Consider the following 14,455-nt stretch of genomic DNA (forward strand, 5'->3'; position numbering starts at 1 on the left):
ACGGATCCATGTATAACGGTACAAACATCCATAGAGGGACCCCGGGTCAACAGCATACAACTCTGCACCCTGCCCACCGGATGGAGGGGCTGGAGGGGGTGGTGGCAGCATTCCGCCCGGGCCGCCCGGGCCGCCCGGACCACCGGGTCCTCCTGGTCCCCCGGGTCCGCCAGGCCCGCCTGGACCCCACCCGGGACCTCCAGGTCCTCCGGGCGGCGGCCCCTGAGGCGGTTGACCACCAGGTCCTCCTGGGGGCGGTCCCTGGGGCGGCTGACCACCGGGCCCGCCTCCAGGAAATCCGAAGATCTGCCCAAAAGGAAAGCCAAATTGTCGATGCATAACGATCAATTCCTTTCTCGGAAGTATCCCTATACGATATGCATCCCTTGGGCAGGTGTGCTTACATCGTTAATAGAAAAACGGTCGCAATCGCTCCCAAAACGACAAAGATAATATGTATACCGAGCCAGGCCAGCAGCACAGCAGCAAGCCCTGCTGCAGCGCCCACCTGCGGAGCATCCGGTTTCACCGTCAGAATGCCGGGGAAAATGAGCGCTCCTAAAGCTGCATAAGGAATGGCGTTCAACCACTGGTCCACCCAGCGCGGAAAGCGGACAAAATCTACGATGAAAGCAGGCAGAAACCTGGGGACGGCTGTAACGACGGCCATACCGATAATCATCCAGATGATCATTCCTCTTCCTCCTCCTCTTCTAATAACCAAATCCCACTCAGACCACCGGCAAGAGTTCCTGCAACAATGGCCCATCCTTGGTTCATTCCCACGCTTTGACAAAGAGCGTTAATGAGAAGAGCCGTCACAGCGATGATGGCAATCCGCCCATTTCTTTTTACAGAAGGGATTAAAAGACCGATAAACATGGCATATAAAGCAACGCCCATGCTGTCACTCAGCTTTGCAGGAATAACATCTCCGAGCACACCGCCCATAAAGGACCCCCCTACCCACGACGCATAGGCGGTCAGCATGAGAGAAGCATAGAAATAAGCCCCATAAGGTTCGGAGGCTTCTTTTTTGTAGAGGGCCGAAACCGTAAACGTTTCATCTGTGAGCCCAAGCGTTAATGGAAGCTTTGCACGAAGGGCGATGGTTTTCAGCCGATTGACGAAGGAAAGCCCCATCACAAAGTGCCGGAAGTTCAAAACAAATGTGGCCGTAATAATTTCAATGAAGCCTGTTCCAGCAGCCACCATTCCTACAGCAAGAAACTGGGCGGCTCCAGCAAAAACAAGCACGCTCATCAATGTGAGTTCCAGATTTGACATCCCGGACTGCCCGGCCAGTACCCCATACGTCAGGGCCACTGGCAGGTAGCCAAGCATAATGGGAAAGCCGGCCGCGATTCCTTTCTGCACCATGTGCAGCCTTGTAGAGGAATGAGGCTCATGTAAAGCATGGGTTTCCATAATTAACCCCCTTTCTGAATTTCCATTATTATACCCAATGGATGAGACGGTGGAAAGTTTTCTCAAGGAAAAAAGATTGACATGAAACCGGTGCTCTTATATTATAAATGCAACTTACTTCATTACTGAAAAGCGTTTAAGCAAAGAAGAATAACAAAATTGTATCAAGTACTCCGCAGTAAAAGGCCGTCAGACAGCCAGCAGAGACCGGATGGAAGGTGAAAATCCGGGTCGGCTTCCTTTGAATTACAGAGTACGGTTCAAAAGATACAGCCAGCAGAGCGGGTAAAGAAGCGTTTCTTTACCAATAAGGGTGGTACCGCGGAGCGACGCTTCGTCCCTTTCTTCGGGGCGGAGCTTTTTTGTATGGATTAAAGGAGGAGAAAAGATGTTTCATTTACAGCCAAAACACCTGCCATCACTGTCAGAATCCATACTCATGATTGTTCTGACCATTGGAGTGATCAGCTATTTTATTATATCGCTTCAGACCGTTCCACACATCCCGATCCTTTTAGGCATCCTGCTGATGCTCACGTATGGTCTATTAAAGAAAAAGTCCTTTAATGATCTGCAGTACGGGATGATACAGGGAGCACAGACCGGAATGGGAGCGGTGCTCCTGTTCTTCGTCATCGGCATTCTTATATCCAGCTGGATGGCAGCGGGTACCATCCCTGTCCTTATGGATGCCGGCTTTACGATCGCGGATGGTCCATGGTTCCTGGCGATTATTTTTGCCGTTACCGCTGTGATCGGTGTTGCTCTCGGCAGCTCTTTTACAACAGCCGCCACTGTCGGTGTTGCCTTCATCGGAGTGGCCGAATCGATGGATGTCTCCCTTGCCATGACAGCAGGAGCTGTCGTATCCGGTGCATTTTTCGGGGACAAGATGTCGCCGCTCTCCGATACGACAAACCTGGCCTCCACCGTTGTCAAAGTGGACTTGTTTGATCACATTAAAAATATGGCGTGGACAACAATTCCTGCCTTCATCATCACGTTTATTCTCTTTATATTTCTTTCTCCGGATCGAAACCCGGATGTTGAACAGCTGGATAACTTCCAGGCCGGTCTCGCTGCATCAGGTTTGATGCACTGGACCTCGTGGATTCCGGTGATCGTCCTTGTTGCAATGACCATCACCAAGCGTCCAGCTTTTATTTCTCTGGCCCTCAGCAGTCTGGCCGCTACAATGCTGGCAGGATTCAGAGAGGTCCTGTCCTGGACTGAACTGTGGCAGACTTGGTTCAGCGGATTCCAGGGCCGTACGGAAGTGGAGGTCGTGAATGAACTGCTGACAAGGGGCGGGATGAACAGTATGCTCTTCACCGTTTCTCTTGTTATTTTAGCGTTGGCCCTCGGTGGTTTGTTTTTCGTCACCGGCGTGATTCCAGCCATCCTGACCCGTGTCCAGGACTCATTGAAATCTGCAAGATCAGCAACCTTGTCCACGGCTTTTACAGCAATCGGAATCAACATTGCAATCGGTGAACAGTACCTTTCCATCCTGCTGACAGGAGAGGCCTACCAGGATGTCTATGAAAAAGCCGGACTGGCACGAAAAAACCTGTCCAGAACTTTGGAAGACGCGGGCACAGTCATCAACCCACTCGTCCCCTGGAGTGTGTGTGGTGTTTTCCTTTCCGGCGTCCTTGGTGTTCCGGTTCTTGATTATCTGCCGTTTGCATTCTTCTGCCTGTTATCACCACTGCTTACCATCCTATATGGATTGACAGGAAAAACGATAGCCCCGGCAGCTGCAGAATCTTATCATAAAGCGAACTAATCCGAAGCGCCTCATTCCTATGAGGCGCTTCCTCTTTTTTCAGGGTCCTCCCCTTCCAAGCTCAATCTTTCTGAACAAAAAAAGAACTTCAGAAGGATCCGGTGGGCAACGCCGGGCCGCCAGAGGACCTGCACTTTCTGCATTGCATAATCCAAAAGAAAAATCCCCACACTAAGCAGTAGAAAACCTGAAAGAGGTGACAGGTGTGGACCAGGACAAACATGAAGAACAGCAGGACCATCATTTAGATATGGAACATGCAGAAACTGAACAAGTTCTTGAGGATGTGGCCTTTTACCGTACGCTCATTGTCAATGTCATCTTTATAGGAAAAGAACAGGCGGACGACTGGGTTCTTGTAGACTGTGGAATCAGTCATTACAGCCGGCGGATCATAGAAGCGGCGGAAAAGCGGTATGGCTCCCGTCCACCGAAAGCAATCGTTTTGACCCACGGCCATTTCGATCATGTCGGTTCAGCTAAAAAACTGGCGGACCATTGGAATGTCCCCATCTTTATTCATCCAATGGAAATGGATTATGTAACCAATCAGCGGGATTATCCTGTCGGAGATGCGACGGTCGGAGGAGGATTATTCGCCCTGATGTCTCCATTTTTCCCTACACATCAGCCGGACTTGAGCCGTTACATCCATGCCATCCCAAGCGATGGAAAGCTCCCGTTTCTTCCTGATTGGCAGGTCATTCACACGCCCGGTCACACGCCTGGACATGCAGCTTTATACAGGCCGCGTGACGGCACCCTGCTCGCTGGAGACGCCTTCATTACAGTAAAACAGGAATCCAGCATGGCTGTTTTTATCCAGCACCAGCACGTTCATGGACCTCCGGCTTATTTTACTCATAATTGGGAGGAAGCCGAAAAATCCGTCCAGCAGTTAGCCGCTCTGGGTCCGGTTACAGCCATTACCGGGCACGGGCTCCCTATGTCGGGGGAAACACTGAAACGCCAGCTCAACGAACTTGCCTCCAATTTTCGTGAACTTGCTGTTCCTAAACATAAACGGAAGCTTCATTAAAAACGACGAGCCCCTTCCTGCTCGTCGTTCTGTATTTAAAGAACGGTTGTTAACTTTGCCAGGCCTTCCAAGAGCCTCGGGCTCGGGCGGCAGAACAGCGATTCCTCAAGCACATGGATCCGGTCGTTTCTTACGGCCTTCATTCCCCCCCACCCCGGCCTCTTCCTCAGAAGATCCGGGTTCATTTTTTCTTCCTTTACTCCGACCCATACCATACAGATATGATCAGGATTACGCTTTTTCACTTCTTCCCAGTCCGTTTGAAAACTGGCCGTATCCTCCTCTGCAAAAATGTTTTCAGCTCCTGCCAGCCGGCTGAGTTCTGTCAGCCAGTTCTTTCCTCCAGGCGTGAACACAGGCTTCGGCCACCACTCCCAGTACAATGTAGGCTTTTCCTTACGTTGAGAAGCCTGGTTCTCCAAGCGCTTCAATTCCTGTAAATATTCCTCTGCCTTAACATCTGCTTCCTCCCCCATACCGAGTTCATGGCCGATACGCCTCAGATCCTCCCCGATCTCTGCCAGGCTGTCGGAATCAATGATCATATAAGGAAGACCCGCCTTTTCAAGCCCTTCTATATTTTTTTCCATGCCAGGCACAGACAAAGAAGCCAGGACCAAGTCCGGCTCTAATTCTGCTGTCTTTTGTATATCAATGGATAAATCAGGCCCGAGCTTTGGGAGATCCCTGATTTCCTCAGGATAATCAGAATAATTATCGACACCAACCAACAGTTCCGTCTGATTCAAATAGGCGACAATTTCAGTATTGCTTGGACATATCGACACGATTCTCACTTTTCCACCCCTTTTAACAGAATTGTCTGATGTTTCATTTTCTTTTATTATAGCTTATATTTAATGTATGGAAAAAGAAAGAAAGGGATGAGCCCATGACCACGACACTGCTTGATTCAACAAACGGAATAGTAGAATTTACATATATCGGAGAAGGTCCTCCTGTGCTGCTGCTGAAGGGTGGACATTGCAGCAGAGATACAGATCTTTCCCACAGCAGTCTCGTTTATGAAGGATTTTCACTGCTGACCATTTCACGACCCGGCTATGACTACACAGAACCCTCGACAGGACGTACACCGGACGAATTCGCGGATACCATCGTGGAAGTTCTCGATTATTTAAGCCTGGATCGTGTGCATGTCATAGCTGTATCTGCAGCAGGTCCAAGCGGAATCGCTCTAGCTTCCAAATATCCGGAGCGTGTGGACCGGCTCGTTCTCGAAGCAGCCCTGACAGGGTCGTGGGACAGGAAATCCCGTAAGAAGGCGATGATGCTGTTCGGTCCTGCAGAAAAAATGGTCACAGGGAGCCTCAAGTTTATGCTTAAGCTTTTCCCTGATCTTGTTATGAAGCAGCTTCTTGCTGATATGACTACGGAAGACGTAGAGGATTACCTGGACAATTTATCGGCCAACGACCGGCGGTTCATCTACGATATGCTCTCCACGTCCCAGCCTGGCAGAGGCTTTATCCTGGACCTGGACCATGATGTAAAGAATCTTCATGAACTGAACGTACCCGTCCTCGGTATGTATTCCCAAAAAGACCGCAGCGTCCCTTATACAAACGCCCTGCTGCTGAAATCCACTGTACCTGATTGTGAAATCTACGAAGTCAATGCCGACAGCCACTTAATCTGGATTGGAAAAGATGCTCATGATGTTTGGAACAAACGGCTGGAATTTCTAAAACAATCCTAAAACATTCGGAGGGATCACCATGGATGATGTAAGGTGCACGCAAATGCTGGATCGTTTCTTAACGTTTTATGACCAGGCTTATCATGAACCTCCCCATAAACGGCATGAACTATGGATGGAATATTATGATTTCCCCCATACGCCACCTGGTTACCAGCAGGGACAGCTGGCAAAGGAAATGGTGGAGTATGCCTGGACCAAGTACCATCACGTCTACGATAAAATCCAATATTTCGATATCAGTCCACTCGAACTGAATGAGTACGTGGATCATATTAAGCAGATTCTCCACAGTACCACCTACGTGGATGTAAACGTTCTCTTTTTCGTCGGAACATTTGAAACGGACCCTTTCGTCATCCAGGAGAAACATCAATATATTCTCTGCTTCCCTGTCGAGCTCCCCGGAGGTCAGACACGTTTGATCCAGGAACTTGCAAGAGTCGTTCACTGCCGCCAGTCCGGACTCGCCCCCAGCCATACCCGTACACTTGGACAGCTGATCTTCCAGGAGGGGCTTGCCATTCACACCACGCTGGAAGTACTCGAAGAAAGCGGAATGCCTGACCCTTATTTCAGCTGGGATGAAGAGAGCTGCAGCCGCGAACCCAACCGGGTCATGATGAATATCCAGCCTCATCTGCACCGCACGGATTACGAAGCGCTCTACTCCTTTACAAAAGGAACAGGAGCCTCCGGTTTTGAAAAAGAGGCCAATTACACCGGATGGCTTGTCATCCAGCATCTTCTCGAACAAGGCAAGCCATTGTACGAACTGGCCCGCATAGCTCCTGATGAAGTCGATACCCTTGTGGAGCGGGCCCTGCTGTCATTAATGAATCAGGCGTATATGACGCAGCCTCAGGAGTAAAAAGGAACTTTTTTGTAATAGGGCTTTCATTCCTTTTGCCCATCTGTTATACTATGGTTAATTATTCGTTGTTCGATCAGAGTGTCATGCAAGAGAAGATGTTTCGCAAGATGTCGTCTTGATGGACTTGAATGAGCAAGAATAGTAATACAATGTGGAGTTTCTCCACGCAGGAGGTTTTTGTACATGGTCGAAGGTACAGTAAAATGGTTTAACGCAGAAAAAGGTTTCGGTTTCATTGAAGTAGAAGGTCAAGACGACGTCTTCGTACACTTCTCCGCTATTCAAGAAGAAGGTTTCAAAACTCTTGAAGAAGGTCAAGTTGTAACTTTCGAAATTGAAGAAGGTCAGCGTGGACCACAAGCAGCTAACGTTCAAAAATAAGAACGTATAAAAAACTCCCCTTTCGAGGGGAGTTTTTTTATGTCCGCTTTTCAACACAGAAAAGAACAGCTCATGGCTGTTCTCCGTCTGTAGAAAAAGTTCGTCCCATCCAGTTAGAGTTGTCCGCATGTCGTGTGAAGGGGCACGTTCCGCTTATCGTCGGATGATTGCCGCAGGCGTCACCACCGAACGCTCTTCGTGCCGATGCCTGTGTAAAACCACGTTGAATATTGCCTTCCATCCAGCAATGGGGAGCTGGATGGAGGAGAGTCTTTTTCGATTTTAAAGAATTCCCAAGGAGCGGTGCCTCCTTCCACTCCTGCGGAAGCTCGGGCGCTCGTCCGCGGAAAGGGAAGAGGCTTACGCTCCAGGCGGTAAGAAAAAAAGCTTGTAGAGAAAAAGGGGTTTCTCTACAAGCTTTTTCTATTTATTCATCTTCCTGCTCAGTCAGGATTACTGGGCCGTCTTTTGTGATGGCTACGGTGTGTTCATACTGCGCGGATAACGTGCCATCAACTGTGCGCGCCGTCCAGTTGTTCTGATCCATCTGACTCGCCCAGTCCCCGATGTTAATCATCGGCTCGATGGTAATGACCATTCCTTCTTTCAGTCGGGCGCCTTTACCAGCCGCGCCGAAGTGAGGGATGTAAGGATCTTCGTGGATGGATTCGCCGATGCCGTGTCCGGTGAAGTCGCGGACAACCGAGTATCCTTCTCCTTCTGCGTATGCCTGGATGGCATGCCCGATATCACCGATTCTCTTACCCGGCACTGCCTGCTCGATTCCTTTATATAGAGACGTTTTCGTTACGTCCATCAGTTTTTGAGCCTCGTCGCTGATTTCGCCTACCGCATGCGTCCAGGCGGAGTCAGCCAGGTAACCGTTCAAGTTGACGACCATATCGATGGTTACGATATCGCCTTCCTTCAGCTTCTCATCACGTGGGAATCCGTGGCAGATTTCATCATTAATGGAGGCACATGTTGTGAATTCGTACCCTTGATACCCTTTCTGCTCTCCGGTAGCTCCGCGTTCGGCTAAATAGTTTTCCACAAATTTTTCGACTTCCATCGTTGTGACACCCGGTTTGATAAAGGAGCGCAGCTGTTTATGGACATCAGCCAGCAGCTTACCAGCTTCGTGCATGTTTTCAATTTCTCTTTGACTCTTACGTTTAATCATAGTGATACAATCCTCTCTTTTTCTTATTACGTATGCAAGTATCCCTCTGTATGATAACGAAAAAATACCGGCAAAACTACCCCGGAGCCTTATTCGACTGTGCGGATGACCTTTGCCGGGCTGCCGGCGGCGAACACATTGTCCGGGAGATCCTTGGTAACAACCGCCCCCGACCCGATCACAACGTTGTTTCCAATCGTGACCCCGGGATTAATAATCGCTCCTCCCCCGATCCACACATCATCACCGATCGTAATGGGCCGACCGGATTCCAGTCCCTTTGCTCTTGTTTCCCTGTCCATGGGGTGAAGAGCGGTATACAGCTGAACGTTCGGTCCAATCAAGACACGGTCTCCGATCGTAATCGGACATATATCCAGGAACACACAATTGAAATTGGCAAAGAACCCGTCTCCTACATGAATATTGTAACCATAATCACAGTAAAACGGCGGTTCGAGAGTCATCTCTCCGGCTATCGTCCCAAAAAGATCTTCCATCAGCTGATGGCGGTAATGCTCTTCGGTGTTCTTCGTCTGATTCAATGCGTGGGTGATCTGCCTGGCCCGCGACCTGTCCATAACCAGCTCATCATCCCAGGGGCGGTACAGCTCCCCCATCAACATTTTTTCCTTCTCCGACATACGATCCCTCCTATGGTCTGGATGTCTTTACTTTATCATAGTTTTCGGCTAGGCTAGGAACAACAAAAGGAGGCTCCCCCCATGGAAACACGCGAATTAAACCGGTCGGATGCAGAAGCCTGCTATGAGCTGCGGCTCGAAGCTCTGCTGACGAACCCGGATGCTTTTATTACGACATACGAACAGGAAAAGCAAAGACCAAACCCGATTGAAACGACCGCTGAGCGTCTTGAAAGTAAAGACACCCGGACCTTCGGGCTGTTTTCTGAAGAGGAACTGGCAGGGGTCGTAACGCTGATGCGCGAAACCCACCCGAAATTCAGACACAAAGCCTCCATCGTTGCGATGTACGTCACCCCCGAGGTAAGACGGAAAGGTGGAGCACAGCAGCTGCTCAAAGAACTGATCCAGCATGCCGCTGCGGTGGAAATTGAAGTGCTTCATCTCAGCGTCGTTACGGAGAACACACCAGCAAGAGAGCTGTATCAAAAGCTGGGCTTTCAATGCTGGGGTGTGGAAAAGAAAGCCATAAAGCTTCCCGGACGCTATTTGAACGAGGAGCATTATGAACTTTTTCTTTAAATATGAAACGGACAGAAGCGAAGATTCGTATACCATTCATAAGCTCCTGAAGAAGGAAGGGATTGAATGATTGAAATCAAGCAGGTAACGAAAAACTTTGCCGGGAACGCAGCCGTCAAAGATTTGGATTTGACAGTGCCGGACGGGAAAATCTTCGGGTTTCTAGGTCCGAACGGTGCGGGGAAGTCGACAACGATAAAGATGATGACGGGCATCCTCCCACTGGATGAAGGCTCCATATCGATGAACGGCGTGGATATCAGTAAAGAACCCATAAAAGCCAAGCATCAGTTCGGTTATGTGCCGGACCGCTCGGATATTTTCCTCCGGTTAAAGGGAATGGAATACTTAAATTTCATCGGTGATGTTTTTAGAGTACCGGAAAACGTCCGGAAAGAGAAAATTGAATACTTAACCAAAAGCTTCGACATCTATGAAGCGCTGAATGACCAGATTCATACATATTCGCACGGGATGCGCCAGAAAATTGTCGTCAGTGGTGTCCTTCTGCACGACCCGGATGTATGGATTCTCGATGAACCATTAACAGGACTCGATCCTAAATCATCCTACACGTTAAAAGAAATGATGCGGGAGCACGCAGCTAAAGGAAAGACCGTCTTTTTCTCCACCCACGTGCTGGAAGTCGTCGAACAGTTATGTGATGAAGTGGCGATTATAAACAAAGGGCATGTTCAATTTCGTGGAAGTATGAAGGAAATGAAGCAGCAGTTCCAGGAAGACAACAATCTGGAGAAGCTGTTTTTGGAGCTGACACAAAATGAGTAACACGTGGAAGCTGATGAAGTTGATGGTGAAAATGCAGCTGTCCTTCGCTCACCGGAGCACAGCAGAAAAATCGGGCTATCTCATCTTAGCCGTCGTCATGATCCCCTTCGGTCTGCTGATTCTCACCCTGTTAAACGAAATGATCGCGGTGATGTACGAAGCCTTCAGCCCGACGGGGGATGAAGCAGTCATCCTTGGGATCTTATTTGTATTAATGACCGTTTTTTACTGCTTTATCACCATAGGTACGGTCTTATCTTCTTTTTACTTTGCAGAGGATGTGGAATCGTTTGTCACGCTTCCCTTTCACCCCTATCAGATCGCAGCTGGAAAAGCCGCCGTTCCGTTCCTTTCGCTTTACGGAATCAATGCGGTTATCCTGCTTCCCGCTCTTGGGTTTTACGGCCTCCACAGCGGGGCAGGGATTCTTTATTATTGCTGGTCCTTTTTTATCTGGCTGCTTCTTCCGGTGCTTCCGTTCGTACTGACCGCCATTGCCATCATGTTCATCATGCGCTTTGTGAATATCTCGAAAAATAAGGATCGAAGCAAGGTGGTTGCCGGTCTTCTTGGTTTTGTTTTCGTCATCGGTATCAATGTTGTCATCCGCCTGGAAAGCGGAAATCAGGATATGTACCAGCTGGCGGTTGAACAGGGGAATCTGCTCGAGCTGGTAACGAAGTTTTTTCCAACTGCCTACATCAGCAGTTCGGCCCTTACAGCCCCTGCATCCCTTCAGGGCATTCTGTATCTCATCTTGATGATCGGTATTTCCGCAGGAGGGATCGCTCTTTTTTTCACTATCGGACAGAAGCTTTACTTCAAAGGGGTGCTCGGTTTATCCGGAGGAAAAAGAAACACGTTTACTGCGGATACTGTAGAAGGGTACGTGAAGAAAAAACCGTTGATCTACAGCTTGTGTAAAAAAGAGGTCCTGCTGATCTTACGCACGCCCACCTTCTTTACTCAAATATTTGTGCAAAGCCTGATCCTGCCTGTACTAGCCATTGTCCTGATCACTATGGAAATGGACGGCCCTATCGGGGGAGCAGGCGCACAGCTGGCCGACATGAACGGGAAAACCGTCATTCTGGCCTCCGCAGCGCTTTCGGTCGTTATTTTCGGATCGAACCCTGCCTCCATCTCTTCGATTTCAAGAGACGGAAAAAGCTGGTTCAATCATCTTTATCTGCCTGTTCCACCTTCCAAGGTGATCATGAGCAAAATGCTGACGGCCTACCTGCTGAATGCCATCTCGCTGATCCTGTTAAGTGCTGCCGCTTTATGGATGATCAACATTCCTCTGCCGATTTGGGGAGCGTGGTTTATCCTTTCTCTACTCATCAGCTGGATTGCCTCTGCCGCGGGGGTGATGGTGGATTTATACAGCCCGAAACTGGACTGGACAGATGAGCGGGAAGTGTTCAAGGGGCGGTTTATCGGAATCGTTCCTCTCGCCATCGAAGCACTCGTATTCGGAGTGATTTTAGTCATCGTGTTGAATATAAAAAGCCTGCAGGGCCTCTGGCCGGTATCTGGTGCTTTATTCATCATCTTTCTTCTGCTGGCATTACTGACGCAGAGGGCCTTGAAAAAAATAACTGAACGCCGTTACCACAAGCTGCTGTAAGCAAAGAAACAGGCAGAAGAGAGTCGTCTCTTCTGCCTGTTATTTTACGATCATGACCGGACATTTCGCTCGTTTAGCCACTTTGTGACTGACACTACCCAGCACCATTTCCTGAAGCGTGTTCAATCCCCGGCTTCCGATGATGACGATATCAAAATCGTGGTCATTGGCGTAATGAACAATGGTCGGACCAGGTTCACCGTGACGGATCACCACTTCATATGAAACGTCCCGGCCACGCAGGCTCTCTTCAATCGGCTCAAGCCTCTGCTTGCGTTTCTGATCAATCATCGCCTTATCTCCCTGGGTAAGAACATCAGTTTTCGACTGATCGACGTCCACCACATAGATGATGGTGATCCGTGCCCCCATCTGCAGACCGGCAAGCTCTGCCGCTCTTTCTGCCGTACGTATGGAATGATCGGACCCATCGGCCGCAATCAATATATTTTTATACATGAGTGGCTCCCCCTTCTTTTTTCATCATTTTACCATGGAATAGGAAGCCTATGTAAATATTCACCGGCCCACACCCTCTCCATGAATTGGAAACTTCACTTCAGAAAAAATCCCCTCCTCAGGCAAGAGAGAGTTTCATAGAGATATTTGAAGAAAAGAAGAGAAAAAAGTTTATTTATGCGCTTACATGGGGTTATGTGAATCTACCAATAGGTGATATAATCTGAACGTTCTTGCCGGAATTAAGTATTACTGCGGGTAATACAGAAAAATTTTAAGAGAGAGGTGCGCAATTGAACACACAAACATTAAAACAACAATGGTTTGGAAACGTAAAAAACGATGTGCTTTCAGGTATGGTCGTCGCTATGGCCCTCGTTCCTGAAGCGATCGCTTTCTCTATCATCGCTGGAGTCGACCCCATGGTAGGATTGTACGCTTCCTTCTGTATCGCTGTTGTCATCGCATTTGTAGGGGGACGGCCGGGAATGGTTTCGGCCGCAACAGGAGCGATGGCTGTGCTTATGGTAACGCTCGTGAAGGATCACGGCCTTGAGTACCTGCTGGCCGCGACCATCCTGACAGGTATTCTGCAGTTTATTCTTGGTGCCTTAAGGATTGGGCAGTTTATGAAGTTTATCCCAAGATCGGTGATGATCGGCTTTGTAAACGCCCTGGCTATTTTGATTTTCTCATCCCAGCTGATTCACTTTGAAGGCGCAGGCCTTGCGATGTATGCCATGGTTGCCGGATCCCTTGCGATCATTTATCTACTGCCAAGGTTTACAAAGGCTGTCCCCTCTCCACTCGTTGCCATCGTTGTCATGACGATCATTGCGGTAACGACAGGAGCAGGACTTAAAACCGTTGGAGATATGGGAGAGCTTTCAAGCACACTTCCGATCTTCCTTGTACCTGATATTCCAGTAAACTTTGAAACGCTGCAGATTATTTTCCCGATTTCCCTTGCCCTTGCCTTTGTCGGACTGCTTGAATCACTGCTTACAGCTCAAATTGTCGATGATATGACAGACACGGTCAGTGATAAGAACAAAGAAGCCCGTGGACAAGGTGTGGCCAACGTGGTGTCCGGACTGTTCGGCGGTATGGCTGGTTGTGCGATGATTGGACAATCTGTCATCAACGTATCCTCCGGAGGACGCGGCCGTTTATCCACACTGGTTGCCGGTGTCTTTATGATGACTTTGATTATTGCTTTCAACGATCTGCTTGTTCAGATCCCGATGGCCGTACTAGTCGGAATTATGATCATGGTATCCGTCGGTACCTTTGACTGGAGTGCTCTAACGAGACTGCATAAAACACCCGTGACGGACACTGTCGTGATGGTGGTCACCGTTGGAACGGTTGTGTATACTCATGACCTATCCAAAGGTGTACTGGCTGGTGTCATTCTCAGTGCCATCTTCTTTGTGGCCAAAATTTCCAAAGTCCATGTTGAAGAGCACTTTGAAGAAGCGGTAAGCAAGATCGTTTACCAGGTGTCCGGCCAGGTGTTCTTCGCTTCAACGGACAGCCTGTTGAAACACTTCGACTTTAACGTAAAAGCGGATACGGTTCAGATCGACTTCACAGATGCACACATCTGGGATGATTCGGCCGTAGCTGCAATTGATAAGCTTGTTCTGAAGTTCAGAGAACAGAACAAGGAAGTCGAAATCGCCGGGCTCAACAAAGACAGTTCCCAGCTTGTCAAAAAGCTGGCTGTCCATCATAAAGCTGATGCTTCATTATCCAATCATTAAATAAAAGCCGGAACTGTTAATCAGTTCCGGCTTTTTTGTCTTTAAAAAAGTTCCAGAGCCTTTTCTCATGAAGGCTGTTATCAGGGGGGCTGCTTATTTCTTTCATACCCGGAGATTCCTCTGACCGTCTTTGGATGAGTAAAAGGAATGACGACCGCTTGGAACCCGGGC

16 protein-coding genes are annotated in these 14,455 nt (G+C 48.9%); 10 read left to right on the top strand and 6 right to left on the bottom strand.

The genetic code is table 11. From position 1 onward, the window contains the following. Positions 1-8 precede the first annotated feature (8 nt). On the top strand, positions 9-341 hold the full coding sequence (locus GLV97_RS20270) for a hypothetical protein (protein WP_160889781.1): 333 nt from the start codon (positions 9-11) through the stop codon (positions 339-341). Between the two features lie 59 nt (positions 342-400). Here the strand turns inward: GLV97_RS20270 and GLV97_RS12575 are convergent, their stop codons facing one another. Both GLV97_RS12575 and GLV97_RS12580 read right to left on the bottom strand, forming a co-directional pair. Then, a complete protein-coding gene (locus GLV97_RS12575; protein ID WP_160841669.1) occupies positions 401-694 on the bottom strand; it encodes an AzlD domain-containing protein in 294 nt (97 codons plus the stop codon). Beyond that, on the bottom strand, positions 691-1,428 hold the full coding sequence (locus GLV97_RS12580) for an AzlC family ABC transporter permease (protein ID WP_160841670.1): 738 nt from the start codon (positions 1,426-1,428) through the stop codon (positions 691-693). The genes GLV97_RS12575 and GLV97_RS12580 overlap by 4 nt, the downstream gene beginning before the upstream one ends. Positions 1,429-1,816: 388 nt before the next feature. Here GLV97_RS12580 and nhaC point away from each other — a divergent pair, with 388 nt between their 5' ends. Both nhaC and GLV97_RS12590 read left to right on the top strand, forming a co-directional pair. Then, on the top strand, positions 1,817-3,217 hold the full coding sequence (gene nhaC, locus GLV97_RS12585) for a Na+/H+ antiporter NhaC (RefSeq protein ID WP_160841671.1): 1,401 nt from the start codon (positions 1,817-1,819) through the stop codon (positions 3,215-3,217). A 205-nt stretch (positions 3,218-3,422) separates the two neighbouring features. Then, a complete protein-coding gene (locus GLV97_RS12590; RefSeq protein ID WP_337192751.1) occupies positions 3,423-4,256 on the top strand; it encodes an MBL fold metallo-hydrolase in 834 nt (277 codons plus the stop codon). Positions 4,257-4,291: 35 nt separating this feature from the next. Here GLV97_RS12590 and GLV97_RS12595 read toward each other — a convergent pair whose 3' ends face one another. Further along, positions 4,292-5,053, bottom strand: coding sequence for a helical backbone metal receptor (locus GLV97_RS12595; RefSeq protein ID WP_160889782.1), 762 nt, complete (start codon positions 5,051-5,053; stop codon positions 4,292-4,294). 95 nt (positions 5,054-5,148) lie between these two features. On the opposite strand from GLV97_RS12595, the gene GLV97_RS12600 reads away from it, so the two are divergent. The 3 genes from GLV97_RS12600 to GLV97_RS12610 all read left to right on the top strand — a co-directional run bounded on the left by GLV97_RS12600 (position 5,149) and on the right by GLV97_RS12610 (position 7,231). Next, complete coding sequence (locus GLV97_RS12600; RefSeq protein WP_160834819.1) at positions 5,149-5,976, top strand: alpha/beta fold hydrolase; 828 nt, start codon at positions 5,149-5,151, stop codon at positions 5,974-5,976. A 19-nt stretch (positions 5,977-5,995) separates the two neighbouring features. Beyond that, the gene (locus tag GLV97_RS12605) at positions 5,996-6,847 is read left to right on the top strand and encodes a hypothetical protein (RefSeq protein ID WP_160834818.1); all 852 of its coding nucleotides are present in this window, start codon (positions 5,996-5,998) and stop codon (positions 6,845-6,847) included. A 186-nt stretch (positions 6,848-7,033) separates the two neighbouring features. Next, positions 7,034-7,231, top strand: a complete 198-nt coding sequence (locus tag GLV97_RS12610; protein ID WP_008634702.1) for a cold-shock protein — start codon at positions 7,034-7,036, stop codon at positions 7,229-7,231. 427 nt (positions 7,232-7,658) lie between these two features. Here GLV97_RS12610 and map read toward each other — a convergent pair whose 3' ends face one another. Further along, a complete protein-coding gene (map, locus tag GLV97_RS12615; RefSeq protein ID WP_160889783.1) occupies positions 7,659-8,414 on the bottom strand; it encodes a type I methionyl aminopeptidase in 756 nt (251 codons plus the stop codon). Positions 8,415-8,503: 89 nt separating this feature from the next. Beyond that, entirely contained in the window at positions 8,504-9,058 is a 555-nt protein-coding gene (locus GLV97_RS12620; RefSeq protein ID WP_160889784.1) for a sugar O-acetyltransferase, read from the bottom strand. A gap of 81 nt (positions 9,059-9,139) precedes the next feature. Here GLV97_RS12620 and GLV97_RS12625 point away from each other — a divergent pair, with 81 nt between their 5' ends. The 3 genes from GLV97_RS12625 to GLV97_RS12635 all read left to right on the top strand — a co-directional run bounded on the left by GLV97_RS12625 (position 9,140) and on the right by GLV97_RS12635 (position 12,059). Further along, entirely contained in the window at positions 9,140-9,640 is a 501-nt protein-coding gene (locus GLV97_RS12625; protein WP_160834815.1) for a GNAT family N-acetyltransferase, read from the top strand. Positions 9,641-9,706: 66 nt separating this feature from the next. Continuing rightward, complete coding sequence (locus GLV97_RS12630) at positions 9,707-10,429, top strand: ABC transporter ATP-binding protein (RefSeq protein WP_160841675.1); 723 nt, start codon at positions 9,707-9,709, stop codon at positions 10,427-10,429. Then, positions 10,422-12,059 (top strand): putative ABC transporter permease subunit, encoded by a 1,638-nt coding sequence (locus tag GLV97_RS12635; RefSeq protein ID WP_160841676.1) that lies wholly within the window; start codon positions 10,422-10,424, stop codon positions 12,057-12,059. Before GLV97_RS12630 ends, GLV97_RS12635 begins: the two co-directional genes overlap by 8 nt. Before the next feature lie 39 nt (positions 12,060-12,098). Here the strand turns inward: GLV97_RS12635 and GLV97_RS12640 are convergent, their stop codons facing one another. Beyond that, complete coding sequence (locus tag GLV97_RS12640; RefSeq protein ID WP_160889785.1) at positions 12,099-12,518, bottom strand: universal stress protein; 420 nt, start codon at positions 12,516-12,518, stop codon at positions 12,099-12,101. Positions 12,519-12,811: 293 nt separating this feature from the next. On the opposite strand from GLV97_RS12640, the gene GLV97_RS12645 reads away from it, so the two are divergent. Next, a complete protein-coding gene (locus GLV97_RS12645) occupies positions 12,812-14,284 on the top strand; it encodes a SulP family inorganic anion transporter (protein WP_160889786.1) in 1,473 nt (490 codons plus the stop codon). Positions 14,285-14,455 lie beyond the last annotated feature (171 nt).

It is taken from the genome of Halobacillus litoralis (assembly GCF_009856355.1).
Lineage (GTDB): Bacteria > Bacillota > Bacilli > Bacillales > Halobacillaceae > Halobacillus > Halobacillus litoralis_B.